Below are 25,284 nucleotides of genomic sequence, written 5' to 3' on the forward strand. Positions count from 1 at the left end.
CCCCAAAAAACGATTGAGACAATAACAATGACAATCAGAAAACTGCTGGGAACCCTGTATGTGCAGGTGCTCATCGCCATCGCGCTGGGTGTGTTGATCGGCCATGAGTGGCCGCAAATCGGCATCGACCTCAAGCCGCTGGGCGACGGGTTCATCAAACTGATCAAGATGATCATCGGCCCGATCATCTTCTGCACGGTGGTGTCCGGCATCACCAGCATGCACGACGTGAAACAGGTGGGTCGGGTCGGCGGCAAGGCGCTGCTGTACTTCGAGGTCGTGTCCACCATCGCCCTGCTGATCGGCATCCTTTCCGCGCACCTGCTGCACCCCGGCGTGGGCTTCAATATCGATGTGAAAACCCTCGACGGCTCGGCCATCGCCGGTTTTGTCGGCCAGGCGCAACACAGTGAAGGCGTGACCGGTTTTCTGCTGAACATCATCCCGGGCACCTTTTTCGATGCCTTCGCCAAGGGTGAAATCCTGCCGGTGCTGTTTATCTCCGTGCTGTTCGGTTTGGGCCTGGTGATGGTCGGCGAAAAGGCGCGACCGCTGGTGGGTGTGATCAACCAGGCAAGCGAAGTGTTTTTCCGCATTGTCGGCATGATCAGCCGGGTGGCGCCGATTGGTGCGTTTGGTGCGATTGCCTTCACCATCGGCAAATACGGTGTGGGTTCGCTGCTGCCGCTGCTCAAACTGGTGGGCACCTTCTATATCACCGCGTTTTTCTTTGTCGCCGTGGTGCTGGGCAGCATCGCGCGTTACGCAGGCTTCAGCATTTTCAAGTTGATGGGCTATATCAAGTCGGAACTGTTGATCGTGCTGGGCACCAGCTCTTCGGAGTCCGCCCTGCCGCAATTGATCCAGAAACTGGAGCGCCTCGGCGCCTCCAAGGGCGTGGTGGGCATCGTGGTGCCGACCGGCTACACCTTCAACCTCGACGGCACCAACATCTATATGACCCTGGCGGTGCTGTTCCTGGCCCAGGCCACCAATACCCACCTGCCGCTGGAACAACAGTTGACCTTGCTGGCGGTCGCAATGCTGACCTCCAAAGGCGCCGGAGCCGTGGTCGGTGCGGGTTTTGTGGCACTGGCCGCGAGCCTGGCGGTGGTGCCGACCGTGCCGGTGGCGGCGATGGTGTTGATCCTGGGCGTCGACCGCTTCATGGCCGAATGCCGCTCGCTGACCAATATCATCGGCAACGCCGTGGCCGCGCTGGTGGTCGCTGCCTGGGAAGGTGAGCTGGACCGCGAAAAAATGGCCCCGATTGCCCTCAAGCATGGCCGCCACGCGCGGGCTGCCGCCAAGGCGAAGATCGCCGCCGAGTAAGCCAATACACCCGGGTGTGCCGGAAGGCACACCCAACCGGTGCTATTCTGGCGGCTCATGCCGCCACGTCTGTTTCTGATGACTAACAAGAAAGATACCGTGCCCCTACCCGAAGACCTACGGGTGTTCCTGACTGTGATCCGCAAGGCCGGCTTCGCTGCCGCCGCCGATGAGCTGGGGTTGTCGCCGGCGTATGTCAGCAAGCGTATCCAGATCCTTGAAACCACCCTGGCCACCCGCCTGCTGCACCGCACCAGCCGCCGCATCGCCCTGACCGAAGACGGCGAACGCGTGCAGCGCTGGGCCGTGCGCATCCTCGAAGATTTCCAGCAACTCTCCGATGAACTCTCCGACGCCCATGACAGCCCGCGAGGCCACCTGCACTTGTGCAGCAGTTTCGGTTTTGGCCGCAACCATGTGGCGCCTGCCCTGTCGTTGCTGGCGGAACAGTACCCGGACCTGGAAATCCGCCTGGACCTGTTCGACCGGGTGGTGGACATCGTCAGCGAAGGCTTTGACCTGGAAATTCGCGTGGGCGACGACATCCCCGGCCAGCACATCGGCCGCCGCCTGGTGAGTAACCGCCGCGTGCTGTGCGCCGCACCGGCTTACCTCAAACGCCGTGGTACACCACAGCAACTGAGCGACCTGGAACACCACGATTGCCTGGTGCTCAAGGAGCGCGACAACGCGTTTGGCATCTGGAACCTGGAACGCGACGGCGCGTCCGAAAGCGTGCGCGTGCGCGGGCCGCTGTCGTCGAACAATGGCGAGATTGTGTTGCAGTGGGCATTGGACGGGCGCGGTGTATTGCTGCGCTCAATGTGGGATGTGAAGCCGCTGCTGGAGCAAGGCAAGCTGGTGCAGGTGCTGCACGACTACACCCAGAGCGCCAATGTGTGGGCGGTATACCCGACACGACTGGCGTATTCCGGCAAGCTGCGCGCCTGCGTGGAGTTTTTGCAGGAGCACTTCAAGGGGCTCTCGATTTAGCCTGGTTCCAGATTGAAATGGAGTCCCATGTGGGAGCTGGCTTGCCTGCGATAGCGGTAGGTCATCTGACATTTCTGTTACTGATAGACCGCTATCGCAGGCAAGCCAGCTCCCACAGGTTGATTTTTGTTGTGTCAGCTTAGCCAGGGGTTGGCCGCGAGGTGACGCTGCTCAAACGCCTTGATCTCATCGCTGCGCTGCAACGTACTGCCAATCGCATCCAGCCCCAGCAACAGCGCAGTCTTGCGCAAGGTATCGATCTGGAACGGGATCACCTGGCCATCCGCCAAGTGAATTTCCTGCGCCTCCAGATTCACACTGATCTGCGCCTGCGCAGGCTGACTCACAAATTGCCCCAATTGCTGCAACACCGTCTCTTCCAGCGTGATCAACAACACGCCGTTACGCTGGCAGTTGTCATAGAAAATCCCGGCAAAGCTGCTGCCGATCAGCGCGCGAATGCCCATTTGTTTCAGGCCCCACACCGCGTGTTCACGGCTGGAACCACAACCGAAGTTCGGCCCGACCACCATAAAGCCGGCACCTTGCCAGGCCGGCTGGTTCAGCACGAACTCAGGGTTCAGTTCGCCGGACGCGAGGAAACGCAGGTCAAAAAACAAACCGCGATCCAGCCCGCTGCGGTCAATGCCTTTGAGAAACTGCTTGGGCATGATCACGTCGGTGTCGATATTCGCCGCGAGCATGGGCGCGGCCTTGCCGGTGACCAGGGTGAAAGGTTGCAGGCTCATGTGCGGTCTCCAAAATGGCGGATATCGGTGAGGCGGCCGGTGATGGCGGCAGCGGCGACCATCGCCGGGCTCATCAGGTGGGTGCGTGCGCCCGCGCCCTGGCGGCCTTCAAAGTTGCGGTTGGTGCTGGAGGCGCAGCGGTCGCCGGGGGCGAGCACGTCGTCGTTCATTGCCAGGCACATCGAGCAGCCGGACTGGCGCCATTCGAAACCGGCGTCGATAAAAATGGCTGCCAGCCCTTCGGCTTCGGCCTGGTCGCGTACTTCGGTGGAGCCCGGCACGATCATCGCCCGCACGTGCTCGGCCACGTGTTTGCCACGCACTACGCTGGCCGCGTCGCGCAGGTCTTCGATGCGCGCGTTGGTGCAGGAACCGATAAACGCGTGGCTGATGACGATTTCACTCAACGGCATGCCGGCTTCCAGGCCCATGTAATTGAGCGCGCGGCGCATGTCCTGGCGCAGGATCAGGTCGCTGACGTCCTGCGGGTCGGGCACGCAGGCGCCAATCGGCGCGGCCTGGTCGGGGCTGGTGCCCCAGGTGACCATGGGTTCCAGGGCGTTGGCGTCGAGCTGCACTTCCTGGTCGAACACGGCGTCGGCGTCTGAATGCAGTTGGCGCCAGCCCACCAGGGCCTGCTCCCACAATTCACCCTGTGGCGCGCGGGGTTTGCCCTTGAGGTAGGCGAAGACTTTTTCGTCCGGCGCCATGAACGCACCGCGCGCACCGGCTTCCACCGCCATGTTGCAGATGGTCATGCGTGCCTCGACGCTCAGCGCGTCAATGGTCGAACCACGGAATTCAATGGCATAACCGGTTGCGCCGGATGCGCCGATCTTGCCGATCAGCGCCATGATCACGTCTTTGGAGGTCAAGCCCGGCGCCAGTTCGCCATCGACGGTCACGCGCATGCTTTTAAGGCGTTTGTAGACCAGGGTTTGCGACGCCAGCAAGTGCTCGATTTCCGAGGTGCCGATGCCGAACCCGAACGCGCCGAGGGCACCGTAAGTGGTGGTGTGGCTGTCACCGGCGGCGATCACCATGCCCGGCAGAATGAAGCCCTGCTCGGGGGCGATTACGTGCTCGATACCCTGGCGTTTGTCGAGGATATCCAGCAGTTCGATGCCGAAATCCGCGCAGTTTTCCGCCAGGTACGACACCTGCCGCGCGCCGCCCGCATCCGGCATGGCCGCGATCCGCTTGGGCGTGGTGGGGTTTACGTGGTCGACCACCGCCAGCGCCGTGCCGGGGCGCCAAACATCACGCCCGGCCTCACGCAGGCCGCTGAATGCCTGGGGGCTGGTGTATTCGTTGATCACCTGGCGGTCGATATAAAGCAGGACATGGCCCTGGTCATCCAGGGGGCACACCGTGTGGGAGTCGATGTGTTTGTCGTAGAGGGTTCTGGCAGTCATTTTTTATAGGCTCACGTTTCTTGGGGCTGGCTCAACGGCATAACCCCATCCTACGCAGCCCCCGGGGCCCATCAATGGCGCACGGGTGATGGCTTGGAACATGTTTCGTGTTCGATCCAGGCGTTGAAGCGTCGCGAATGTGAACCTGAAACATTTTCTTTCATATCCCGCTTAGGGATTTGTGGATCTCATCCGTCTTAACTTAGATACAGCCCGTCGCGTCAGCAAAAGCTACGACCGGCCTTTTCCGGGCCTCCATTGCCCCCCTCCAATCAAGACCCGCATTCACATGTCGAAGAAGTCACGCTCAAAACTCTGGTTTCTCGTACACAGTTGGCTGGCATTGCCCATCTGGTTTTTTGTCCTGATCGTCTGCGTCACCGGCACCCTGGCGGTGGTGAGCCAGGAAATCGTGTGGCTGGCCAACCCGGACATCCGCGCGAGCAAACCCACGGATGACGCCGAACCCCTGAGCTATGACCAGGTGATCAGCGCCATCAAGCGCGCCGAACCCCAGGTGATCGTGCAATCCCTCAGCCGGCCGGACGAATCGCACTTTGCCTTGAGTGTCGACCTCAGCTATCCGGATGGCCGCTCCGTGGAGGTTTACGTCAACCCCTATACCGGAGCGATCCAGGGCATCAGCCCGTCGTTCAACTTCCGCCAGTTCACCCGCGCACTGCACGGCTGGTGGCTGGTGCCGTTTACCAATGGCTACAGCTGGGGCTGGTACCTGGTGTCATTGCTGGGCTTGCCGCTGCTGGCATCGCTGGTCACCGGGCTGGTGGTGTACAAACGGTTCTGGAAAGGCTTTTTCCGGCCGACCCTGCGTATCCGCCACGGCGCGCGGATTTTCTGGGGGGATTTCCACCGCCTGAGCGGCATCTGGTCGATCTGGTTCATCGCCGTCATTTCCATCACCGGCACCTGGTTCCTGATTCAGGCCATCCTGGGCGACAACCAGATTTCCATCTCCAGCGAGCCCGTGGTTCCGGTCATCGCCCGCGAAAAAGTCCCGACCTCCGCGCCGGGTGTACCGGCCCCCATGATTCCCCTGGATGACGCCATCAAGATTGCCACCCAACGCATTCCGGGGCTGGAGGCCAGCTTTGTGAGCCTGCCGCTCAACGCCTACAGCCACCTGCAGATTGGTGGCCGGGGCTGGTACCCGTTGATGTACCAGACGGCACAAATCAACCCGTATGACGGTGAAATCGCCTCTTCGCACCTGCTGTCCGACCGCTCCAAACTGGAGTTCGTCACCGAATCCATGCGCCCGTTGCACACCGGCGACTTCGGCGGCATCTGGATCAAGCTGATCTGGGCCTTCTTTGGTCTGGTGCTGAGCATGATGGTGCTGAGCGGCCTGCTGATCTGGACCAAGCGCACCGCGCTGGCCACCCTCAACGCCCTCAAGCGTGAGGCCAAGGCGCCACGCCGGCCGGCGCCCATCCCCGCCATGCAGGCTGAAACCTCGGAGAGCAACCGATGAGCAAGGTCGCCGCTGTCCCCCCTTCGCCGCTGCAGGCCTTTTGGCTGAAATGGCGCTTCCACATCAACGTGCTGCTGTTGCTTATACCGCTGGGGTTCATGCCCAAGTACTTTGCCGATGCCGCGCTGTTTCGTGGTGATACCGGTATCGGCGAGCGCGTGGTGGGCGACGTACAGGTGGGGCCCTGGAGCCTGACGCTCGCCGAGTTCCGCAACGAAGGCCCGCAACCAGACCCGGCCGGGCCCATGAAGTTTTTCAACGCGGCCTTGTGCGACACCTGCGCCGGGCAGGTCAAGGCCACTTACCTGCGCATCGGTAAACCGCGCAGTCTACGGGCTGCCGGGGTGATCTTTTTTGGCACGCCATACCGTATGGCCGCTGCGCTGCCCATTCCTGAACGCACGCCCGCCGACGCCGAACTGTGGATCACCATGGAAGGCTGGGACGGCAGCATGCACCAGGGTTCCATCCCGCTGAGCCAAGCCTCGCCTGCCACCCTGGCCTGGCTGAACAAGAGAGGAGTCAAACCATGACGCGCAAACACCTGACCCGCGCCGGGGCCACGCTTTTGCTGTGTGCCGGCTTCAGCTCCGTGGCGCTGGCCCACAACCCGATGTGCGAATGCAAGGAAATCGCCGGGGAGCAAATCCAGTGCACCGGCGGTTTCTCCGACGGCAGCGGCGCCCCCGGCGTGACCCTGGATGTGATCGGCTACGACGAAACCATCCTGCTGCCCGGCAAGCTTGGCCAGGACTCGACCCTGACCTTCAAGAAGCCATCCGCCGAGTTCTACGTGCTGTTCGATGCGGGCCCCGGCCACGTGGTGGAAATCGACCAAGCGGATATCCAGCCACAATGACCACCACACAGGTTGTACGCCCCGCGGGTGCCGGCCATGAAACCCTCTACGTCCTGCTGCTGTGCCTGATCATCCTCGCGGTGGCCGGCACGGTGATCGCCTTGCACGGTGACACCCGGGAAGTGGCCACCCTGCCCCGCCATCAACTGGATGCCCGCCGCGACCTCAGTGCCGCCGAGCAAGGGATCTACGCCGACCTGCGGGTGACCCTGGACGAAATCCACCTGCTGCAGGAGGAGCAAAACACCCTGCCGACGCCTGAGCAGTTGGCCGAAGAAGGCTTCGCCCCGTTTGTGCAGGACGCCAGTTCGGTCAGCCGTGGCGACCATCGCTGGCAGCTGATTGAACCCGGCGCCTACCTGGGCTTGAGCCGGACGCCGGCCACCAGCGGCTCACTGTTGATGCGAGTCCACGGCGCCGAGCCGGACATCTGGCTCAACCGCCAGGCCAACCTTGCCCCGCCTTCCGACCTGACCGACCCGGCGCTGATCGCCGCCGGCTGGCAGCAGGTGGTCACGCAATTCGATGCCGGCGTGACCCGCCAGCACCGTCACTGAACGAGAAGATCGATTGCCCATGTCTACTTCATCACCCTTGTTACGCCTTTTACTGGTCAGCCTGTTCAGCCTGATGCTCGCGCCGCTGGCGAATGCCGAGGCGGCAAAACGCTTGCGCATCGGCATCACCCTGCATCCTTACTACAGCTACGTCGCCAATATCGTCGGCGATAAGGCTGACGTCGTGCCGTTGATCCCAGCCGGCTTCAACCCTCATGCCTACGAACCGCGCGCCGAGGACATCAAGCGTATCGGCACGCTGGACGTGATCGTGCTCAACGGCGTCGGCCATGACGACTTCGCCGACCGCATGATCGCCACCAGTGAGCGCCCGGACATCCCGGTGATCGAGGCCAACGCCAACGTGCCGCTGCTGGCCGCCACCGGCAACGCCGCACGCGGTGCGGGCAAGGTGGTCAACCCGCACACCTTTCTGTCGATCAGCGCCTCGATCGCCCAGGTCAACAACATCGCCCGCGAACTGGGAAAGCTCGACCCGGACAACGCCAAGACCTACACCCAGAACGCCCGCGCTTATGGCAAACGCCTGCGCCAGATGCGCGCCGACGCCCTGGCCAAGCTGACCAGCGCACCCAACCCGGACCTGCGCGTGGCCACCGTGCACGCGGCCTATGATTACCTGCTGCGTGAGTTTGGCCTGGAAGTGACGGCGGTGGTCGAGCCCGCGCACGGTATCGAGCCGAGCCCGAGCCAGCTGAAAAAGACCATCGATGAACTGCGTGCCCTTGACGTGAAAGTGATCTTCTCGGAGATGGATTTCCCGTCCACCTATGTGGAGACCATCCAGCGTGAATCCGGGGTCAAGTTGTACCCGCTGTCGCACATTTCCTACGGCGAATACACCCCTGAAAAATACGAAGTGGAAATGACCGGCAACCTCAACACCGTGGTACGGGCGATTCAGGAGTCGGGCGCATGACGGCAGCGGAGCAACTGAGCATCGCCAGCATTGGCCCGACTATCGACTTCGACCAGGTATCGCTGACCCTGGGCCGCACGGTAATTCTCGATAGCGTGAGCTTCCAGGTACAGCCGGGCAGTATCCATGCGCTGGTGGGGCCGAACGGCGGCGGAAAAAGCTCGCTGATCAAGACGCTGCTGGGGCAAACGCCGCATCAGGGGCAATTGCGCCTGCACTGGCCCGACTCGGTGGGCATCGTTGGTTATGTGCCTCAGGCACTGGAGTTCGACCGCGGTTTGCCCATGACCGTGGACGATTTCATGGCCGCCATGTGCCAGCGACGCCCGGCGTTTCTCGGCGTGTCCAGACATTACGCCGGCGCAATTGGCGAAGCGCTGGAACGGGTGGGCATGCAGCACAAACGCAAACGGCGCATGGGTGCGCTCTCCGGTGGTGAGCGTCAGCGCGTGCTGCTCGCCCAGGGCCTGATTCCGGCGCCGCAATTGCTGGTGCTGGATGAGCCGATGTCGGCCCTCGACGAGGCCGGCATCCAGGTCTTCGAGCGGTTGTTGAATGACTGGCGTCTGGCCGGAATCACCGTGCTGTGGATCGAGCACGACCTTGAAGCCGTGGGCCGCCTGGCCGATCGCGTCACCGGCCTGAACCGCCGCGTGCTGTTCGACGCCACGCCAAAAGAGGCGCTGACCCCGGATCGCCTGCTGACCCTGTTCTCCACCCACCCTCGGAGCCCGGCGCAATGAGTTACGAAGCGTTTCGTTTGATGGTCCAGGGCTGGGCCTCCTCCGGGTACCTGCCGGAAGCGCTGGCCTATGGGTTTGTGGTCAACGCCTTGCTGGCCGGGCTGCTGATCGGCCCGGTACTGGGCGGGCTGGGCACGTTGGTGGTGGTCAAGCGCTTTGCGTTTTTCTCCGAAGCGGTCGGCCATGCCGCACTGACCGGCGTGGCCGTGGGCATCCTGCTCGGTGAGCCCTACACCGGGCCGTACGGCGCCTTGTTCGGCTACTGCCTGCTGTTCGGCATCCTGCTCAACTACCTGCGTAACCGCACCGGGCTCGCGCCGGACACCTTGATCGGCGTGTTCCTGTCGGTGTCCCTGGCATTGGGTGCGAGTTTGCTGCTGATACTGGCGGGCAAGATTAACGTGCACATTCTGGAAAACGTACTGTTCGGCTCGGTGCTGACGGTCAATGGCAATGACCTGCTGGTGCTGGCGATTGTCGGTTCGCTGGTCATGGCCCTGGCGCTGCCGCTGTACAACCGCATCATGCTCGCCAGTTTCAACCCGCAACTGGCGGCAGTGCGCGGCGTGGCGGTGAAGACCCTGGATTACCTGTTCGTGATTCTGGTGACGCTGATCACCGTGGCGGCGGTCAAGGTGATCGGTGCGATTCTGGTCGGCGCATTGCTGGTGATCCCGGCCGCGGCGGCGCGCTTGCTGAGCCAGTCGCTCAAGGGGTTTTTCTGGGTATCCGTGGTCATCGCCACCGTCAGCACCCTGTGCGGCATCTTGCTGCCGATCATCTTCGACCTGCCCATCCCTTCCGGTGCGGCGATCATTCTAATGGCCGGTATTGCCTTCGCCTGCGCCGCCATCGCGCGCGGCACCGTGCCCAGCCTCAAAGGGAATCTTGGATAATGCGCCCTGTCTTTCGCCCACTGGCTCTGACCATTGCCTGTTTAATCAGCCCATGCGCGCTGGCCGTAGACGGTTTCGAGCCCAAGGATTTCAAAGTCAACCAAGGCCTTGGCCACGCGGCGCTGACCAAGGGGGCCAAGCCGGTCAAGGTGCTGGCTTCGTTGCCGGTCACCTACGGCCTGGCGGAAGTACTGCTCAAGGGCACCGACGTGCAACTGGAGCGCGCCGCACCGGCCAACCTGCCAGGTTCGCGCCAGGTGTCCTACTTCACCGGCCGTGGCGCGCAGGCCTTGAACACCCTGGCCCAGGACGCCGACGCAGCCATCGGCCTGCGCTCGCTGTGGGCAGATGATCCGCTCTACCCAGTGGCGCGGCGCAGCAACATCCGTATTGTCGAAGTCGACGCCGCGCGCCCGGTGGATGGCGGCTTGCCAGGCATCGCCGTACAGCCCGGCAGCAACGACGGTTTGAACAGCCAACCCTGGCAATCAAGCAACAACCTGGGGCGCATGGCCGACGTAATGGCTGCCGACCTCAGCCGCCTGGCACCGAATGCCAAACCGAAGATCGACGCCAACCTCGCCGCCCTCAAGCAGCGCCTGCTCAAGCTCACCGCCGACAGCGAAGCGTGGCTGGCCAAGGCCGACAATCTGAGTGTGGTCAGCCTGAGCGATCACTTTGCCTACTTGGTCAGCAGTTTGAACCTTGAAGTGGTCAGCACAGACACAAGGCCTGACGCCGACTGGTCGCCCGAGGCCTTGCAGAAACTCACCGCCCAATTGAAGGAAAGTGACGTGGCTGTGGTGCTGCACCATCGCCAGCCCAGCGACGCGATAAAAGCCGCGGTGACGGCAGGGGGTGCGCAATTGCTGGTATTGAATGTCGACACTGCCGACCCGGTTTCAGAGCTGGAAACCAATGTGGATCAGGTGATCAAGGCGCTCACCCTGTAGGCGTTACACTGTGCAAATGTGGGAGCTGGCTTGCCTGCGATAGCATCACCTCGGTTCGTCAGATGTACCCAGGCGCCCAAATCGCAGGCAAGCCAGCTCCCACAGTTGGAGTGAGTGACCTCAGCTCAATCAGTCCAGACCCGCCGATCAAAGCACATCCACCCCGACATGAATCGCATCATGCCGCCAGAACTCCAGGTCGCAATCGATCAACCGCTGGTGCTGGTCATAATTGACCCGCGCAATCCGCAAGCCCGGGCTGCCCACCGATACGCGCAACGCGCCCGCTGCTTCCACCGGCAACGACGTCGGCACGATTTCAAAGCGCACACGCCCGTAATGCAGGTCGTATTTGCGGGCGTACAGCTCAGTCATCGACTGGTTCAGGTCGCATTCCAGGATCCCCGGAAAATACTGCGGGTTCAGGTAGTGCTCCACATACAGCACCAGGCGCCCGTCAATGCGCCGCCCCCGGCAAATCTGGATCACACTGGACAATGCCGGCAACTGCAACCACGCACACACCGCCGCCGACGCCGGTTGCAGCCGGGCCGAGATAACCTCAGTGGAAGCCACCCGCCCCTGTTCACCCACCATCGCGTGAAAGTGGCTGCGCTGCATCAGGTTGTAGGCGAGCCGCGGTGGCGAAACAAACCAGCCGCGGCGCTCTTCGCGATAAATCTGGCCCTGGGCTTCCAGCTGTAACAAGGCTTCCCGCACAGTAATGCGAGTGGTACCAAACAACTCGCTGAGCTTGCGCTCGGCGGGCAATTTGCTCGCAGGCGGCAACAGGCCATGGTCGATCTGCTCTTGCAGCGCCAGACCAATGGATGTCACCGCCTTGATTGCCTCATCACTCATCAACGTTACCTATCTGGACTAGACCAGCACCGCTTCGGTGCACAAACCGCGCGCTATTTGGGCGTCTGCTACTGCGTGCCAGCCTAGGCATTACAGATGACCGACAGATGACAGTCCCTCTCCATCCCGCTCACTACACCCTGCAATACATCGGCCAAGTCCAGAGGCTGCGGGCACTTGGGCATGGTCTACGCTGAGTCTGTGCCAAGCGACAAAACCGGTTTAAAAACGACATCGACATGAAACTGTCATCCAGCACGCCTAGATTGGCTCAGGTATTGCTGACCTAGACCAACACCACCGTAACTTTTTAAAAAAAGCCGCGTTGAAAACGCCCAAAGGAGCTTCGGATGAAACAGCTTTTCCTGGCATCACTGTTAGGCTCGACCATTGCCATGTGCACCGCCGCCATGGCCGCTGATACCGATTTGAAAACCTTGGAAGCCGCCGCGAAAGCGGAAGGCGCCGTCAACAGCGTCGGCATGCCCGATGACTGGGCCAACTGGAAAGGCACCTGGGATGACCTGGCCAAGACCTACGGCCTCAAGCACATCGACACCGACATGAGCTCGGCACAGGAAATCGCCAAGTTCGCCGCTGAAAAAGACAACGCCAGCGCGGATATTGGTGACGTCGGCGCGGCCTTCGGCCCGATTGCGGTAAAACAGGGCGTGACCCAACCCTACAAGCCAACCACCTGGGACCAGGTTCCGGACTGGGCGAAAGACAAAGACGGTAACTGGGCCCTGGCCTACACCGGCACCATCGCTTTTATCGTCAACAAAAAACTGCTGCATGGCTCCGAAGCGCCAAAAAGCTGGGCTGACCTGAAAACCGGCAAATACAAGGTGTCCATTGGTGACGTAAGCACCGCCGCCCAGGCCGCCAACGGCGTACTGGCTGCCGCACTGGCCAACGGCGGTGACGAGAAAAACATTCAGCCCGCGCTGCTGATGTTTGCCGACATTGCCAAGCAAGGTCGTCTGTCGCTGGCCAACCCGACCATCGCCACCATGGAAAAAGGCGAAGTGGAAGTGGGCGTGGTCTGGGACTTCAACGGCCTGAGCTACAAAGCCAAGATGGCCAACCCGGATGACTACGTGGTGCTGATCCCGTCGGACGGCTCGGTGATTTCCGGCTACACCACCATCATCAACAAATACGCCAAGCACCCGAACGCGGCCAAGCTGACGCGCGAATACATCTTCAGCGATGCCGGCCAGACCAACCTGGCGCGCGGCAACGCCCGTCCGATTCGTGCCGAGCACCTGACCCTGCCGGCTGACGTACAGGCCAAGCTGCTGCCGAACGAGCAATACAAAAAGGTCACGCCGATCAAGGATGCCGAGGCTTGGGAGAAGACCTCCAAGGCCCTGCCGCAGAAGTGGCAGGAAGAGGTCATCATCAATATGCAGTAAGGCCTGACACGCCTGTTTAAGTGGTACGCGGTCAGTGTCGGAGCGGGCTTGTGTGGGAGCCGGGCTTGCCCGCGATGCAGACAACCCGGTGTTTCATGTAAGCCGAGGTGATGCTATCGCAGGCAAGCCAGCTCCCACATTTTGACGCCGTCGCGCCAGAGAATTTGATTCAAACCACCCGTCGCGGAGCCCCAGCCCCCATGAAGCACAACGTCATCCTTGTGGTGCTCGACGGCCTGAATTACGAGGTTGCCCGACATGCCATGGGGCATCTCCAGGCCTACATCGGCGCAGGACGCGCAGCGCTTTACAAACTGGACTGTGAACTGCCGGCCCTGTCGCGGCCGTTGTACGAATGCATCCTGACCGGCGTGCCACCGATCGACAGTGGCATCGTCCACAACAATGTCTCGCGCCTGTCCAACGGGCGCAGCATTTTCCATTACGCCACCGACGCCGGTCTCACTACTGCGGCGGCGGCCTATCACTGGGTCAGCGAGTTGTATAACCGCACGCCCTTTATCGCCGCGCGCGATCGTCATACCGACGACAAGGCGCTGCCGATCCAGCACGGGCATTTCTACTGGAATGACCACTACCCGGACTCGCACCTGTTCGCCGACGCCGAAAGCCTGCGCCGTAAACATGCGCCGAATGTGCTGGTGGTGCACCCGATGAACATTGATGACGCCGGCCACAAACATGGCCTCGATACCCCGCAGTACCGCAACAGCGCGCGCTCGGCCGACATCATTCTCGCCGACTACCTGCAAGGCTGGCTCGACGCCGGCTACCAGGTGCTGGTGACCGCCGACCACGGCATGAATAACGATCGGTCCCACAACGGCCTGTTGCCGGAAGAACGCGAAGTACCGCTGTTCGTGCTGGGCTCGGCTTTCAGCTTCGACCCTGCCGCCAAACCTGCGCAAACCGAACTGTGCGGCACCGTCTGCGAACTGCTCGGCGTGCCCCACGACAAACCTGTATGCCGGGAGCTGTTGAAGTGAATTCCATAACCCGTGGCAAATGGCTGGCGATCCTGTGCCTGGTGCCCTTCGCGCTGTTCTTTATCGTGTTTGAAATCGCCCCGCTGGTGTGGGTGCTGATCAACAGTCTGCAGTCGGAAGAGTCCGGCTGGGGCGTGGCCAACTTCACCAAAATCTTCAGTTCGAAGTTCTACCTGCAGGCCATTCAATACAGCCTTGAGATCAGCTTCTACTCCAGCGTGTTCGGAATCATCATCTCGGTGCTGGGCAGCTACTCGCTGCGCCGCGTGGATGGCCCGTTGCGCAACTTCGTGACAGCGTTTGCCAACATGACCAGCAACTTTGCCGGCGTGCCCCTGGCCTTCGCCTTCATCATTCTGCTGGGTTTCAACGGCAGCATCACGATCATGCTCAAGCAGGCCGGGATCATTCAGGACTTCAACCTGTACTCCAAGACCGGCCTGATCATTCTCTACACCTACTTCCAGATTCCATTGGGCGTGCTGCTGCTTTACCCGGCCTTCGACGCGCTGCGCGAAGACTGGCGTGAGTCCGCGTCACTGCTCGGCGCCAGTGGCTGGCAGTTCTGGCGGCATATCGGGCTGCCGGTGCTCACCCCTGCCCTGCTCGGCACCTTCGTGATCCTGCTGGCCAACGCTCTTGGCGCCTACGCCACGGTATACGCGTTGACCACCGGCAACTTCAACGTGCTGCCGATCCGTATCGCGGCGATGGTGTCCGGCGACATCTCCCTGGACCCGAACATGGCGAGTGCCCTGGCCGTGGTGCTGGTGGCGCTCATGACCGTGGTCACCGTGGTCCATCAACTGCTGCTCAAGAGGAGCTACCATGTCTCGCGCTGAAGCCGGCCCGGCGTCCCTCTACCATCGGGTCGTGGTGTATCTGTTGTTTGCCATTCTGGTGTTGCCGCTGGTGGGCACCTTTGTCTACTCCATTGCCAGCAGTTGGTCGGCCACCGTGCTACCGGCCGGCTTTACCGTGAAATGGTATGTGCAACTGTGGAGCGACCCGCGCTTTCTGGCGGCGTTCGGCCAGTCGCTGCTGGTATGCGTGGGCGCACTTATTCTCTCGGTGGTGCTGATTCTGCCGCTGCTGTTCGTGGTGCATTACCACTTTCCCAAGCTTGATGCGCTGATGAACATTTTGATCCTGCTGCCCTTCGCGGTGCCGCCGGTGGTGTCGTCGGTGGGCCTGTTGCAACTCTACGGTTCCGGGCCGCTGGCGATGGTGGGCACACCGTGGATTCTGATCGGTTGCTACTTCACCGTGGCGTTGCCGTTCATGTACCGCGCGATCACCAACAACCTGCAAGCCATCAACCTGCGGGACCTGATGGACGCCTCGCAGCTGCTGGGTGCCAGCACCTGGCAAGCCGCGATTCTGGTGGTGCTGCCCAACCTGCGCAAAGGCCTGATGGTCGCGCTGCTGCTGTCGTTCTCCTTCCTGTTCGGCGAGTTCGTATTCGCCAACATTCTGGTGGGCACTCGCTACGAAACCCTGCAGGTGTACCTCAACAACATGCGCAACAGCAGCGGCCACTTCACCAGTGCCGTCGTCATTTCCTATTTCTTCTTTGTGCTGGTGCTGACCTGGGCCGCCAATATCTTGAACAAGGACAAAAGCCAATGAGCTTCGTCAGCGTCCAACACCTGCAAAAAGGCTACGCCGGCACCCCGGTGTTCAGTGACATCAACTGCGAAATCGCCAAGGGCGAATTCGTCACCCTGCTTGGCCCGTCCGGTTGCGGCAAGTCGACCCTGCTGCGCTGCATTGCCGGCCTGACCCCGGTGGACAGCGGGAAAATCCTGCTGGATGGGCAGGACATCGTCCCGCTGAGCCCGCAGAAACGAAACATCGGCATGGTGTTCCAGAGCTATGCACTGTTCCCCAACATGACCGTGGAGCAGAACGTCGCCTTCGGCCTGCGCATGCAAAAGGTCAACGCCGACGACAGCCACAAGCGCGTGCAGGAAGTGCTGCAGCTGGTGGAGCTCAAGGACCTAGCCGGGCGCTATCCGCACCAGATGTCCGGTGGCCAGTGCCAGCGTGTGGCGCTGGCCCGGTCCCTGGTGACCCGCCCGCGCCTGTTGCTGCTCGATGAACCCCTGTCGGCACTCGATGCGCGGATTCGCAAACACCTGCGCGAACAGATCCGCCAGATCCAGCGCGAGCTGGGCCTGACCACGATTTTCGTGACCCATGACCAGGAAGAAGCCCTGACCATGTCGGACCGCATCTTCCTGATGAACCAGGGCAAGATCGTGCAGAGCGGTGACGCCGAAACCCTCTACACCGCGCCCGTGGATGTGTTCGCCGCAGGCTTTATCGGCAACTACAACCTGCTGGACGCCGACAAGGCCAGCCAACTGCTGCAACGCCCGATCAACACTCGCATCGCGATTCGCCCGGAAGCCATCGAACTGAGCCGCAGCGGCGAACTGGACGCACGGGTGCGCAGCCACAGCCTGCTGGGCAACGTGATTCGCTATCGCATCGAAGCGCGCGGCGTGGAACTGGTGGTGGATGTGCTCAACCGCTCGGCCGACGACCTGCATCCGGACGGGCAACGCCTGGCACTTTCCATCGACCCGAGCGCCCTGTGTGAAGTAGCCTGACGCGACGTTTTACTGAGAGAGCATGACCGATGGCATTGGTAATTTTTGATCTGGACGACACCTTGATCCACGGCGACTGCGCCACCCTGTGGAGCGAGCAGATGGGCCGCCTGGGCTGGGTCGACCCGGAGTCGTTCATGCGCAAGAACGACGAGCTCATGGCCGCTTACAGCCAGGGCAAGCTGGCCATGGAAGACTTCATGGACTTCAGCCTGGAGCCGATGATCGGCCGCACGCCGGAGGAAATCGAGCATTTGGTAGAACCCTGGGTTGAGGACGTGATCGAGCCGCTGATCTACAGCGACGCCACGAAAACCATCGCCCGCCACCGCGCGAATGGCGACCGGATTCTGGTGATTTCTGCCTCGGGCACATACTTGGTCACGCCGATTGCCGCGCGCATTGGTATTGATGAAGTGCTGGGGATCGATCTGGATGTCAGCCATGGCGTGTACAGCGGGCATACCGTGGGCGTGCTGACGTATCGCGAGGGCAAGATCACGCGTTTGCTGGAATGGCTGGAGCAGGAAGGCGAAACGCTGGACGGCGCGTATTTCTATTCGGATTCGCGCAATGACCTGCCGTTGCTGAGCAAGGTGGAGTACCCGCAGGTGGTGAACCCGGACCCGGTGTTGCGCGAGCATGCTGAACAGGCCGGTTGGCCGATTCACCACTGGACCTGATTCAACAGAGATCAAAATGTGGGAGCTGGCTTGCCTGCGATGGCGGCGTTTCAGATGAAACATTCTTCACTGATACACCGCTATCGCAGGCAAGCCAGCTCCCACATTGACTGGATTTCAAGTTGAGATCAGACCAGGCTTTCGTCGATGACCAACACCAGCTTTCCGGAAATTTGATTACCCGCCAGCTCGGCAAACGCCGTCTCGGCGTCCTTGATCGGGTAGGTTTTGGCCAGTTGCGGGCTCAGGCGTCCTTCCACAAACAGCGGCCATACGTGCTGGCTCAAATCAGTGAACAGGTCCGCCTTGAACTGATCGCTACGGCTGCGCAAGGTCGAACCAAGCAACTGAATCCGCTTGCCGAGCACCTGGGCAAGATCCAGTTGCGCATCGCGCCCGCCCATCAAACCGATCAGCACCCAGCGCCCGTCAAGGGCCAATAGCTTGAGGTCCAGCGCGGCGTAGTTGCCGCCTACAGGGTCAAGAATCACATCAAACGGCCCGAAATCCCGCAGTCCGTCGAGCCCGTCGGTGCGTACCACGCCGCCTTGTGCGCCAAGCGCTTCGCAGTACGCGAGCCGCTCCGCCGAGCCGACACTGACCCAGCATGGGCTGCCGAACGCCTTGCACAACTGGATCGCCGCCGAGCCCACGCCACTGGCGCCCGCGTGCAGCAAGACCTTCTCTCCCGCCTTGAGGCCGGCCAGCTGGAAGAGGTTCAGCCAGGCAGTGCTGTACACCTCGGGCAGTGCCGCCGCTTCGACCAGCGACAGGCCTTCCGGCACCGGCAGCACGTGGCGCGCGTCCACCACCACTTCCTCGGCCATGCCGCCACCGGCCAGCAACGCGCAAACCCGATCCCCCACCTGCCAGGACGAACCCGCACCGACTTCACTGATCACGCCAGCGCATTCAAGCCCCAGCACTTGGCTGGCACCCGGCGGTGGCGGATAGAGCCCCGAACGCTGCAATAAATCCGCGCGATTGAGGCCCGCAGCCGCCACTTGGATGCGAACCTGGCCTACATCGCACACAGGACGGGTTTCATCCAACCACTCCACGTGACCGTCAACGCCTTGCAATGCTTTCACAGTGCCTCCATAGTGAGTCTGGACTGAGCCCGTAGCTGTAGCGCCGGGCTTTTTGCATTATGCGACCGGACCATATGGAACCGGCTCCCTCAAAGACGGCCTAATATGCGTTATCAATTGCCCCCGCGTCGAATCAGCATGAAGCATTTGTTCCCAAGCACCGCCCTCGCTCTTTTCATTGGTCTCGGCTTCGCGTCGATGTCGACCAATACGTTCGCAGCCAACAGCTGGGACAACCTTCAGCCTGATCGCGATGAGGTGATTGCCAGCCTTAACGTCGTCGAGTTGCTCAAGCGCCATCACTACAGCAAGCCGCCCCTGGACGATGCTCGCTCGGTAATCATCTATGACAGCTACCTCAAGCTGCTGGACCCGTCGCGCAGCTACTTCCTGGCCAGCGACATCGCCGAGTTCGACAAGTGGAAGACGCAGTTCGACGACTTCCTCAAAAGCGGCGACCTGCAACCCGGCTTCACCATCTACAAGCGCTACCTGGACCGCGTGAAAGCGCGCCTGGACTTCGCGCTGGCCGAGCTGGACAAAGGCGTCGACAAGCTCGACTTCACCCAGAAGGAAACCCTTCTGGTGGACCGCAAGGACGCCCCTTGGCTGACCAGCACCGCCGCGCTCGACGACCTGTGGCGCAAACGCGTCAAGGACGAGGTGCTGCGCCTGAAGATCGCCGGCAAAGAGCCGAAGGCCATTCAGGAACTGCTGACCAAACGCTACAAGAATCAGCTGGCACGCCTGGACCAGACCCGTGCCGAAGATATCTTCCAGGCGTACATCAACACCTTCGCGATGTCCTACGACCCGCACACAAACTATCTGTCGCCGGATAACGCGGAAAACTTCGATATCAACATGAGCCTGTCGCTGGAAGGCATCGGTGCCGTCCTGCAAAGCGACAATGACCAGGTCAAGATCGTGCGTCTGGTGCCGGCAGGTCCGGCCGACAAGACCAAGCAGGTTGCCCCGGCGGACAAGATCATCGGCGTAGCCCAGGCCGATAAGGAAATGGTTGATGTGGTCGGCTGGCGTCTGGACGAAGTGGTCAAGCTGATCCGCGGGCCGAAAGGCAGCGTGGTGCGCCTGGAAGTGATTCCGCACACCAATGCGCCGAACGACCAGACCAGCAAGATCGTGTCGATCACCCGTGAAGCGGTGAAGCTCGAAGACCAGGCCGTGCAGAAGAAAATCCTCAACCTCAAGCAGGATGGCAAGGATTACAAGCTGGGCGTGATTGAGATCCCGGCCTTCTACCTGGACTTCAAAGCGTTCCGCGCCGGTGACCCGGATTACAAGTCCACCACCCGCGACGTGAAGAAAATCCTGACCGAGCTGCAAAAAGACAAGGTTGACGGCGTGGTCATCGACCTGCGCAACAACGGCGGCGGTTCCCTGCAGGAAGCCACCGAGCTGACCAGCCTGTTCATCGACAAGGGCCCGACCGTGTTGGTGCGCAACGCTGATGGCCGTGTGGACGTGCTGGAAGACGAGAACCCGGGCGCCTTCTACAAAGGCCCGATGGCGCTGCTGGTGAACCGTCTCTCGGCTTCGGCTTCGGAGATTTTCGCCGGCGCCATGCAGGACTACCACCGCGCGCTGATCATTGGCGGCCAGACCTTCGGCAAAGGCACCGTGCAGACCATTCAGCCGCTGAACCATGGCGAGCTGAAGTTGACCCTAGCCAAGTTCTACCGGGTTTCCGGGCAGAGCACACAGCATCAGGGCGTACTGCCGGATATCGATTTCCCGTCGATCATCGACACCAAGGAAATCGGCGAGAGCGCCCTGCCGGAAGCCATGCCGTGGGACACCATCCGCCCGGCGATCAAGCCGGCGTCGGACCCGTTCAAACCGTTCATTGCGCAGTTGAAGGCTGACCACGACACTCGCTCCGCCAAGGATGCCGAGTTTGTGTTTATCCGCGACAAACTGGCCCTGGCCAAGAAGCTGATGGAAGAGAAAACCGTCAGCCTCAATGAAGCGGACCGTCGCGCACAGCACACCTCCATCGAAAATCAGCAACTGGTGCTGGAGAACACCCGCCGCAAGGCCAAGGGTGAAGATCCGCTCAAAGAGCTGAAGAAAGAAGATGAGGATGCACTGCCGGCCGAAGCTGAAAAAACCAAGCCGGAAGACGACGCCTACCTGGCCGAGACAGGCCGGATCCTGCTGGACTACCTGAAAATCAGCAAGCAGGTGGCCAAGCAGTAAATGATGGCAATTTAATGTGAGCGCTCCGCGGAGTGTCATCATATAGACATCATTCTGTCGTGAAATGAAGGACCGCAGGCTCACCGCCTGCGGTCCTTTTTTTTCGATCGAGATCGCCATGACCATGACCGAACAGCTGAATGCATTGGGCTCAATCCTGGCTCAAGGCAGTTTGCACAGCCTGTTCCAACCGATCATCTGCCTGTCCGAGCGACGTATTCTCGGCTACGAAGCCTTAAGCCGCGGCCCGTCCAATAGCCCGCTGCACTCTCCCGTTGCCTTGTTCTCCGTGGCCAGCCACGCCGGGCGTCTCAGTGAGCTGGAAATGGCCTGCCGCGAAAGCGCCTGCCGCCGCTTCAGCGAACAAAAACTGCCGGGCAAGTTGTTTTTGAACATCTCGCCGGAATCCCTGATGGAAACCGCGCACCAGCCGGGGCGCACCCTGCAACTGTTGCGCGACTTCGGCATTCCGCCGAGCCAAGTGGTGATCGAACTCACCGAACAAACGCCCACCGATGATTTCGACCTGCTGCAAACCGCCCTGCACCACTACCGCGACATGGGTTTTGCCATCGCGCTGGATGACCTGGGCGCCGGGTACTCCAGCTTGCGCCTGTGGTCGGAGCTGCGCCCGGATTACGTGAAGATCGACCGGCACTTTATCGACGGCATTCATCAGGATGCGCTCAAGCGCGAATTCGTTGGCTCGATCCTGCAGATCGCCAAGGCTTCACGCGCCCAAGTGATTGCAGAAGGTATCGAGTTGCCGGAAGAACTGGCGGTGCTGACCGAGATGGGCGTCGACCTGGTTCAGGGCTACTTGCTGTGCCGCCCTCAGGAACAGCCGCCGCAGGAAGTTCGCCTGATGCTGCCCAAGCAGGACAACGCCAACATCGCCCTCAGCGAAGAAGGCAGCGACCTCAGCGCCCTGCTCAACGAACAACCGGCGGTGGACCAGGACACCGCCACCGCCCAGGTGCTGGAATCCTTTCGCCGCCAGGCCAACCTCAACTCGCTGGCGGTGCTGGACGCGCGCGGCCACCCGGTGGGGATCGTGCACCGGCATTCGCTGTCCGACGCCCTGCTCAAGCCGTTTGCTACCGATCTGTTCGCACGCAAGCCCATCAGCCGCTTGATGAGCGATGACTTTCTCGCGGTGGAACTAAGCCAGTCCTTGCAACAAGTGAGTCGCCTGCTGACCAGCCGCGCACGGCAACGAATTGAAGAAGATTTCATCATCACGTTGAATGGCGACTATCTAGGCCTGGGCCGGGTGATCGACGTGCTCAAGCTGATCACCGAACTGAAAATCCAGCAGGCGCGTTATGCCAACCCGCTGACGCTGCTGCCGGGCAACGTGCCGATCCAGCAGTGCCTCACGCGGCTGCTGCAGCAACAGCGCGAGTCGGTGATTTGCTATGTGGATATCGACAGTTTCAAGCCGTTCAACGATATCTATGGCTATGGGCGCGGGGATGAAGTGTTGCTGTGCCTGGCGCAATGCCTGAATGACCGGGTCGACCCCAGCCGCGATTTCGTCGGGCATATTGGCGGCGATGATTTTTTGCTGGTGTTGGGGCCGCAGGATTGGCGCAAGCGGCTTAACCAGTTGCTGGATGACTTCCACACCCAATGCCGGCGCTTCTACCGGGCCGAACACCTTGATGCCGGCTGTTTCGTGGCGCTGAACCGCCAGGGCGTGCGCCAGGAGTTCGCCCTGCTGTCACTGTCGATCGGCGTGGTGCATTTATATCCACAGGCCTGTGGACAACTGGATGCCAGCCAGTTGGCTGAACTGGCGTCACAGGCCAAGCATCATGCCAAGGACGTTGCCGGCTACAGCATTCACGTCATCGACAGCATGGATATGCTGCCCCAGGCGCTTTAGGCCTCGGCCGATTCCGGGTACTCGTATTCGAATACCCGCACCACTTCCGAAGCGTGCCAGGACGCAGCGGCCACGCCATCGGAAGGCCCGCTGAAGCGCCCAAGGCGCTCCACACATTCAAAAAAACCGGTACGCGGCAGGCGGCTCGCACCCTGGCTGATGACCAGCGAGCTGCGCAACGGCTGCTCGGCCTTGGCGTCCAGCGCGGCCAGGTGCTCAAGCGCGGCGGCCAGGGTTTGCATGGCGGGTGTGGGAAATTGCAGGCGCTCCAGCAGCGCGCGGTAGGTCAGTAAATGGCGCTGGCGGCGCGCCTGGTCCAGCTCGTTGATTAACCCATCCCAATGTTGACGGCTGATACGTAGGCTCAAGATTCATCCCTCCACCCTGCAACGCCCAATTCCCAGGCCAGGCTGCGGCGTATCGCGGCATCCGGCTGGCGCTCACCACTTTCAATCAATCCGAGATACGAAGGGCTAATGCCCACGGTGCGGGCCAGGGTTTCGATGGCCAGGCCCTTGGCCTCGCGCAGGCCGCGCAAGTCTGCGAGCGGGCGCAGATCCGGCTCGGCCGCGCTGACAACAGGAGAAGGAGCAAGAGTGGGTGGCTGCTGACCGGCGGCTTTTAGCAGCGCCTGGTACTGGTCCCATGGCAACACCGCATACTCGGGTGCGCCATCGCGTGAAATGATCTGAATATCCATGACTGCCCCGTAGGATAACAACACTTACCAAGTAAGTTCTTTCCTTAGAAGTGTAATCCTAACAGCCACAAAGGTCGCAGGGGGATATACGTGTCATGCGTTTTTTTGCGGGTTCTCCCGGGCCAGCAGCTCAGGCGTCGCAGGCAAGCGCTCAACGACTCTCAGCTTTTCCGGGCGCTGGGCGTCACGCCAGGCGCGAAAAGCGCTCAGCTCGCCGTCCAGGGTCTTCATGACCCATGCCAGCACGGCGATGTCATCGAGCATGCCGAACACGGGGATAAAGTCCGGAATCGCATCGATGGGGCTGAGAAAGTACATGAGCCCTGCCACCACCGAGATCAACGCCTTGGGGCTGATCGCACGGTATTCGCCGCGCCAGTACGCCAGGCACAGTGCCTGAAGCAACTTGAGATCATCCTTGAGTTTGCCCAGGCGGTTACCCTGGCTTGAGCCTTTGGCGGCCACCGCGAACAGCAAGGTGGGCAGGCGCCCTCGACCCAGCAAGCGAGCAGCCATTGGCAGGAAACGGGTGAAATTGAAGGGTGGTTTCATTTGTCACTCCAGTTCCATACGACAGAAAGGTTATCCACACAAATTGTGGATAACCTTGTGAACAGAGCCTGTTTTCATGGCTGTAAGCCACGGACTACAAGGCTTTCAGTCAGATCGGGCATTTTTTGCGCACATAAAAAAAACCCAAGATTTCATTGACTTGGCGCGGATGTGCGACTACCCGTACTCGAGTTTTATATCAGACTGTTAGCCGCCACGGACGTTCGCTTGGATTTGCACAGGCTTGAGGCCGGCCGAGTGTCTGTATGAGCGGGTCAGGCTCCACCCATGATTCATATGTGCCCAGATACGACAACGCCCCGTCGAAACGGGGCGTTGTGTGTTCAAGCGCTGATTACTTCTTGGCAGCTGGCGCAGCAGGAGCGTCAGCGGCTTCAGCCTTGGCCGGGTCCTTGATGGCCAGCAGTTCCAGGTCGAATACCAGCACGGAATTGGCTGGAATCGCCGGGCTCGGGCTCTGCGCGCCGTAGGCCAGGTCGGATGGGATGTACAGCTCGACCTTCTCGCCCACGTGCATCAGTTGCAGGCCTTCGACCCAACCCGGGATCACACCGCTGACCGGCAGGTCAATCGGGCTGCCGCGATCTACGGAGCTGTCAAAGGTGGTGCCGTTGGTGAGCTTGCCGGTGTAATGAACAGTCACTACGTCGGTAGGCTTGGGCTGAGCGCCATCGGCTTTCTTCACGATCTTGTACTGCAGACCGGAAGCGGTGGTGACTACGCCGTCTTTCTTGGCGTTGTCTTCGAGGAATTTCTTGCCGGCAGCTGCCGACTCTTCGCTCATTTTGGTCATGCGTTCTTCAGCACGCTTTTGCAGTGCGGCAAACGCTTCAACCAACTCGTCGTCTTTCAGCTTCTGTTCTTTGTTGCCGACAGCATCTTCGATGCCTTGGGCTACCGCTTTGGAGTCCAGGTCATCCATGCCTTCTTGAGCAAGGCTTTTGCCCATGTTCAGGCCGATGCCGTAGGAAGCTTTCTGCGCCGGGGTTTTCAGCTCTACGCTGGTTTGCGAATCACAACCCGCAAGTACCAGGCTAACCAGGGCCACCGCCGCCGCCAACCGATGCTGTTTCATGCTATTTCCTTGTTCGTGCGCCAAAAGGGCATTCGAGTAAAGTCGCGAGCTTATCAGGCGGCCACGACCAATGGCTACCGGCATCTGAGGGGGAAATTTCTGATAAGTTCACGTGTTTAAAAGCAATTTCATTCATGATGGGGGCCCGCGACGGATCGCGGGGCCTCTTACAACCCACTTACTGGCCACTTGCCGCACCTTTGGCGCAATGGCATAAGAACGCA

General features: G+C 61.0%; 26 protein-coding genes. 18 read left to right on the forward strand and 8 right to left on the reverse strand.

What is annotated here, in order from left to right:
• Positions 1-27 precede the first annotated feature (27 nt).
• Together ATI14_RS27305 and ATI14_RS27310 are read left to right on the forward strand one after the other, a co-directional pair.
• Positions 28-1,332 (forward strand): dicarboxylate/amino acid:cation symporter, encoded by a 1,305-nt coding sequence (locus ATI14_RS27305; protein ID WP_016968990.1) that lies wholly within the window; start codon positions 28-30, stop codon positions 1,330-1,332.
• A 78-nt stretch (positions 1,333-1,410) separates the two neighbouring features.
• On the forward strand, positions 1,411-2,325 hold the full coding sequence (locus ATI14_RS27310; RefSeq protein ID WP_196775048.1) for a LysR substrate-binding domain-containing protein: 915 nt from the start codon (positions 1,411-1,413) through the stop codon (positions 2,323-2,325).
• Positions 2,326-2,459: 134 nt separating this feature from the next.
• On the opposite strand, the gene leuD is transcribed toward ATI14_RS27310, so the two are convergent.
• On the reverse strand, positions 2,460-3,074 hold the full coding sequence (gene leuD, locus ATI14_RS27315; protein WP_016968988.1) for a 3-isopropylmalate dehydratase small subunit: 615 nt from the start codon (positions 3,072-3,074) through the stop codon (positions 2,460-2,462).
• A complete protein-coding gene (gene leuC / locus ATI14_RS27320) occupies positions 3,071-4,489 on the reverse strand; it encodes a 3-isopropylmalate dehydratase large subunit (protein WP_016968987.1) in 1,419 nt (472 codons plus the stop codon). Before leuC ends, leuD begins: the two co-directional genes overlap by 4 nt.
• Positions 4,490-4,778: 289 nt before the next feature.
• Here leuC and ATI14_RS27325 point away from each other — a divergent pair, with 289 nt between their 5' ends.
• From ATI14_RS27325 to ATI14_RS27360, 8 genes are read left to right on the forward strand one after another with little or no spacing between them, the layout of a single operon-like run.
• Complete coding sequence (locus tag ATI14_RS27325; RefSeq protein ID WP_016968986.1) at positions 4,779-5,981, forward strand: PepSY-associated TM helix domain-containing protein; 1,203 nt, start codon at positions 4,779-4,781, stop codon at positions 5,979-5,981.
• Positions 5,978-6,514 (forward strand): thiamine pyrophosphate-binding protein, encoded by a 537-nt coding sequence (locus ATI14_RS27330; RefSeq protein WP_080520411.1) that lies wholly within the window; start codon positions 5,978-5,980, stop codon positions 6,512-6,514. The genes ATI14_RS27325 and ATI14_RS27330 overlap by 4 nt, the downstream gene beginning before the upstream one ends.
• The gene (locus tag ATI14_RS27335) at positions 6,511-6,840 is read left to right on the forward strand and encodes a hypothetical protein (RefSeq protein ID WP_016968985.1); all 330 of its coding nucleotides are present in this window, start codon (positions 6,511-6,513) and stop codon (positions 6,838-6,840) included. The genes ATI14_RS27330 and ATI14_RS27335 overlap by 4 nt, the downstream gene beginning before the upstream one ends.
• Positions 6,837-7,397, forward strand: coding sequence for a DUF6162 family protein (locus ATI14_RS27340; protein ID WP_016968984.1), 561 nt, complete (start codon positions 6,837-6,839; stop codon positions 7,395-7,397). The genes ATI14_RS27335 and ATI14_RS27340 overlap by 4 nt, the downstream gene beginning before the upstream one ends.
• A 19-nt stretch (positions 7,398-7,416) precedes the next feature.
• Positions 7,417-8,337 carry a metal ABC transporter substrate-binding protein gene (locus ATI14_RS27345; RefSeq protein WP_016968983.1) on the forward strand — a complete coding sequence of 307 codons (921 nt, stop codon included), beginning with the start codon at positions 7,417-7,419 and terminating at the stop codon, positions 8,335-8,337.
• On the forward strand, positions 8,334-9,080 hold the full coding sequence (locus ATI14_RS27350) for a metal ABC transporter ATP-binding protein (protein ID WP_016968982.1): 747 nt from the start codon (positions 8,334-8,336) through the stop codon (positions 9,078-9,080). The genes ATI14_RS27345 and ATI14_RS27350 overlap by 4 nt, the downstream gene beginning before the upstream one ends.
• Positions 9,077-9,976 (forward strand): metal ABC transporter permease, encoded by a 900-nt coding sequence (locus tag ATI14_RS27355; protein WP_016968981.1) that lies wholly within the window; start codon positions 9,077-9,079, stop codon positions 9,974-9,976. The genes ATI14_RS27350 and ATI14_RS27355 overlap by 4 nt, the downstream gene beginning before the upstream one ends.
• The gene (locus tag ATI14_RS27360) at positions 9,976-10,929 is read left to right on the forward strand and encodes a metal ABC transporter substrate-binding protein (protein WP_016968980.1); all 954 of its coding nucleotides are present in this window, start codon (positions 9,976-9,978) and stop codon (positions 10,927-10,929) included. The genes ATI14_RS27355 and ATI14_RS27360 overlap by 1 nt, the downstream gene beginning before the upstream one ends.
• 147 nt (positions 10,930-11,076) lie before the next feature.
• Here the strand turns inward: ATI14_RS27360 and ATI14_RS27365 are convergent, their stop codons facing one another.
• Entirely contained in the window at positions 11,077-11,790 is a 714-nt protein-coding gene (locus tag ATI14_RS27365; RefSeq protein ID WP_016968979.1) for a UTRA domain-containing protein, read from the reverse strand.
• A gap of 350 nt (positions 11,791-12,140) precedes the next feature.
• Here ATI14_RS27365 and ATI14_RS27370 point away from each other — a divergent pair, with 350 nt between their 5' ends.
• The 6 genes from ATI14_RS27370 (at position 12,141) to ATI14_RS27395 (ending at position 17,513) form a co-directional block, all read left to right on the forward strand.
• Positions 12,141-13,208 (forward strand): ABC transporter substrate-binding protein, encoded by a 1,068-nt coding sequence (locus ATI14_RS27370; protein ID WP_016968978.1) that lies wholly within the window; start codon positions 12,141-12,143, stop codon positions 13,206-13,208.
• Positions 13,209-13,408: 200 nt separating this feature from the next.
• Positions 13,409-14,215 (forward strand): alkaline phosphatase family protein, encoded by an 807-nt coding sequence (locus tag ATI14_RS27375; protein ID WP_016968977.1) that lies wholly within the window; start codon positions 13,409-13,411, stop codon positions 14,213-14,215.
• Entirely contained in the window at positions 14,194-15,057 is an 864-nt protein-coding gene (locus ATI14_RS27380) for an ABC transporter permease (RefSeq protein WP_218166704.1), read from the forward strand. The genes ATI14_RS27375 and ATI14_RS27380 overlap by 22 nt, the downstream gene beginning before the upstream one ends.
• Positions 15,044-15,844, forward strand: coding sequence for an ABC transporter permease (locus ATI14_RS27385; protein ID WP_016968975.1), 801 nt, complete (start codon positions 15,044-15,046; stop codon positions 15,842-15,844). Before ATI14_RS27380 ends, ATI14_RS27385 begins: the two co-directional genes overlap by 14 nt.
• Positions 15,841-16,830 carry an ABC transporter ATP-binding protein gene (locus ATI14_RS27390; protein WP_016968974.1) on the forward strand — a complete coding sequence of 330 codons (990 nt, stop codon included), beginning with the start codon at positions 15,841-15,843 and terminating at the stop codon, positions 16,828-16,830. The genes ATI14_RS27385 and ATI14_RS27390 overlap by 4 nt, the downstream gene beginning before the upstream one ends.
• Positions 16,831-16,859: 29 nt before the next feature.
• Positions 16,860-17,513, forward strand: a complete 654-nt coding sequence (locus ATI14_RS27395; protein ID WP_016968973.1) for an HAD family hydrolase — start codon at positions 16,860-16,862, stop codon at positions 17,511-17,513.
• 128 nt (positions 17,514-17,641) lie between these two features.
• On the opposite strand, the gene ATI14_RS27400 is transcribed toward ATI14_RS27395, so the two are convergent.
• On the reverse strand, positions 17,642-18,604 hold the full coding sequence (locus tag ATI14_RS27400) for a zinc-binding dehydrogenase (protein ID WP_016968972.1): 963 nt from the start codon (positions 18,602-18,604) through the stop codon (positions 17,642-17,644).
• Between the two features lie 138 nt (positions 18,605-18,742).
• Between ATI14_RS27400 and ATI14_RS27405 the strand changes: the two genes are divergently transcribed.
• Both ATI14_RS27405 and ATI14_RS27410 read left to right on the forward strand, forming a co-directional pair.
• Positions 18,743-20,824, forward strand: coding sequence for a carboxy terminal-processing peptidase (locus ATI14_RS27405; RefSeq protein WP_177007159.1), 2,082 nt, complete (start codon positions 18,743-18,745; stop codon positions 20,822-20,824).
• Between the two features lie 118 nt (positions 20,825-20,942).
• Positions 20,943-22,712 (forward strand): bifunctional diguanylate cyclase/phosphodiesterase, encoded by a 1,770-nt coding sequence (locus ATI14_RS27410; protein WP_031319394.1) that lies wholly within the window; start codon positions 20,943-20,945, stop codon positions 22,710-22,712.
• Here ATI14_RS27410 and ATI14_RS27415 read toward each other — a convergent pair.
• The 4 genes from ATI14_RS27415 to bamJ form a co-directional block, all read right to left on the reverse strand.
• Positions 22,709-23,080: a hypothetical protein gene (locus ATI14_RS27415; RefSeq protein ID WP_003190138.1), complete on the reverse strand. Its 372-nt coding sequence runs from the start codon at positions 23,078-23,080 to the stop codon at positions 22,709-22,711. The genes ATI14_RS27410 and ATI14_RS27415 overlap by 4 nt on opposite strands.
• The gene (locus ATI14_RS27420) at positions 23,077-23,412 is read right to left on the reverse strand and encodes a helix-turn-helix domain-containing protein (RefSeq protein ID WP_016968969.1); all 336 of its coding nucleotides are present in this window, start codon (positions 23,410-23,412) and stop codon (positions 23,077-23,079) included. Before ATI14_RS27420 ends, ATI14_RS27415 begins: the two co-directional genes overlap by 4 nt.
• Before the next feature lie 93 nt (positions 23,413-23,505).
• Positions 23,506-23,964 (reverse strand): YkvA family protein, encoded by a 459-nt coding sequence (locus ATI14_RS27425; protein WP_016968968.1) that lies wholly within the window; start codon positions 23,962-23,964, stop codon positions 23,506-23,508.
• A 355-nt stretch (positions 23,965-24,319) separates the two neighbouring features.
• Positions 24,320-25,060 (reverse strand): BamJ family beta-barrel-assembly machinery protein, encoded by a 741-nt coding sequence (gene bamJ, locus ATI14_RS27430; protein WP_080520671.1) that lies wholly within the window; start codon positions 25,058-25,060, stop codon positions 24,320-24,322.
• Positions 25,061-25,284 lie beyond the last annotated feature (224 nt).

Source organism: Pseudomonas tolaasii NCPPB 2192 (assembly GCF_002813445.1).
Classification (GTDB): Bacteria; Pseudomonadota; Gammaproteobacteria; order Pseudomonadales; family Pseudomonadaceae; genus Aquipseudomonas; species Aquipseudomonas tolaasii.

Coding starts and splice junctions, on each gene's coding strand:
- ATI14_RS27345 (WP_016968983.1), top strand. CDS start 7,417: ATGTCTACTTCATCACCCTTGTTACGCCTTTTACTGGTCAGCCTGTTC.
- ATI14_RS27375 (WP_016968977.1), top strand. CDS start 13,409: ATGAAGCACAACGTCATCCTTGTGGTGCTCGACGGCCTGAATTACGAG.
- ATI14_RS27360 (WP_016968980.1), top strand. CDS start 9,976: ATGCGCCCTGTCTTTCGCCCACTGGCTCTGACCATTGCCTGTTTAATC.
- ATI14_RS27420 (WP_016968969.1), bottom strand. CDS start 23,412: ATGGATATTCAGATCATTTCACGCGATGGCGCACCCGAGTATGCGGTG.
- ATI14_RS27385 (WP_016968975.1), top strand. CDS start 15,044: ATGTCTCGCGCTGAAGCCGGCCCGGCGTCCCTCTACCATCGGGTCGTG.
- ATI14_RS27335 (WP_016968985.1), top strand. CDS start 6,511: ATGACGCGCAAACACCTGACCCGCGCCGGGGCCACGCTTTTGCTGTGT.
- ATI14_RS27380 (WP_218166704.1), top strand. CDS start 14,194: ATGCCGGGAGCTGTTGAAGTGAATTCCATAACCCGTGGCAAATGGCTG.
- ATI14_RS27395 (WP_016968973.1), top strand. CDS start 16,860: ATGGCATTGGTAATTTTTGATCTGGACGACACCTTGATCCACGGCGAC.
- leuC (WP_016968987.1), bottom strand. CDS start 4,489: ATGACTGCCAGAACCCTCTACGACAAACACATCGACTCCCACACGGTG.
- ATI14_RS27350 (WP_016968982.1), top strand. CDS start 8,334: ATGACGGCAGCGGAGCAACTGAGCATCGCCAGCATTGGCCCGACTATC.
- ATI14_RS27410 (WP_031319394.1), top strand. CDS start 20,943: ATGACCATGACCGAACAGCTGAATGCATTGGGCTCAATCCTGGCTCAA.
- ATI14_RS27370 (WP_016968978.1), top strand. CDS start 12,141: ATGAAACAGCTTTTCCTGGCATCACTGTTAGGCTCGACCATTGCCATG.
- ATI14_RS27325 (WP_016968986.1), top strand. CDS start 4,779: ATGTCGAAGAAGTCACGCTCAAAACTCTGGTTTCTCGTACACAGTTGG.
- leuD (WP_016968988.1), bottom strand. CDS start 3,074: ATGAGCCTGCAACCTTTCACCCTGGTCACCGGCAAGGCCGCGCCCATG.
- ATI14_RS27425 (WP_016968968.1), bottom strand. CDS start 23,964: ATGAAACCACCCTTCAATTTCACCCGTTTCCTGCCAATGGCTGCTCGC.
- ATI14_RS27355 (WP_016968981.1), top strand. CDS start 9,077: ATGAGTTACGAAGCGTTTCGTTTGATGGTCCAGGGCTGGGCCTCCTCC.
- ATI14_RS27405 (WP_177007159.1), top strand. CDS start 18,743: ATGAAGCATTTGTTCCCAAGCACCGCCCTCGCTCTTTTCATTGGTCTC.
- ATI14_RS27365 (WP_016968979.1), bottom strand. CDS start 11,790: ATGAGTGATGAGGCAATCAAGGCGGTGACATCCATTGGTCTGGCGCTG.
- ATI14_RS27340 (WP_016968984.1), top strand. CDS start 6,837: ATGACCACCACACAGGTTGTACGCCCCGCGGGTGCCGGCCATGAAACC.
- ATI14_RS27305 (WP_016968990.1), top strand. CDS start 28: ATGACAATCAGAAAACTGCTGGGAACCCTGTATGTGCAGGTGCTCATC.
- ATI14_RS27310 (WP_196775048.1), top strand. CDS start 1,411: ATGACTAACAAGAAAGATACCGTGCCCCTACCCGAAGACCTACGGGTG.
- bamJ (WP_080520671.1), bottom strand. CDS start 25,060: ATGAAACAGCATCGGTTGGCGGCGGCGGTGGCCCTGGTTAGCCTGGTA.
- ATI14_RS27390 (WP_016968974.1), top strand. CDS start 15,841: ATGAGCTTCGTCAGCGTCCAACACCTGCAAAAAGGCTACGCCGGCACC.
- ATI14_RS27330 (WP_080520411.1), top strand. CDS start 5,978: ATGAGCAAGGTCGCCGCTGTCCCCCCTTCGCCGCTGCAGGCCTTTTGG.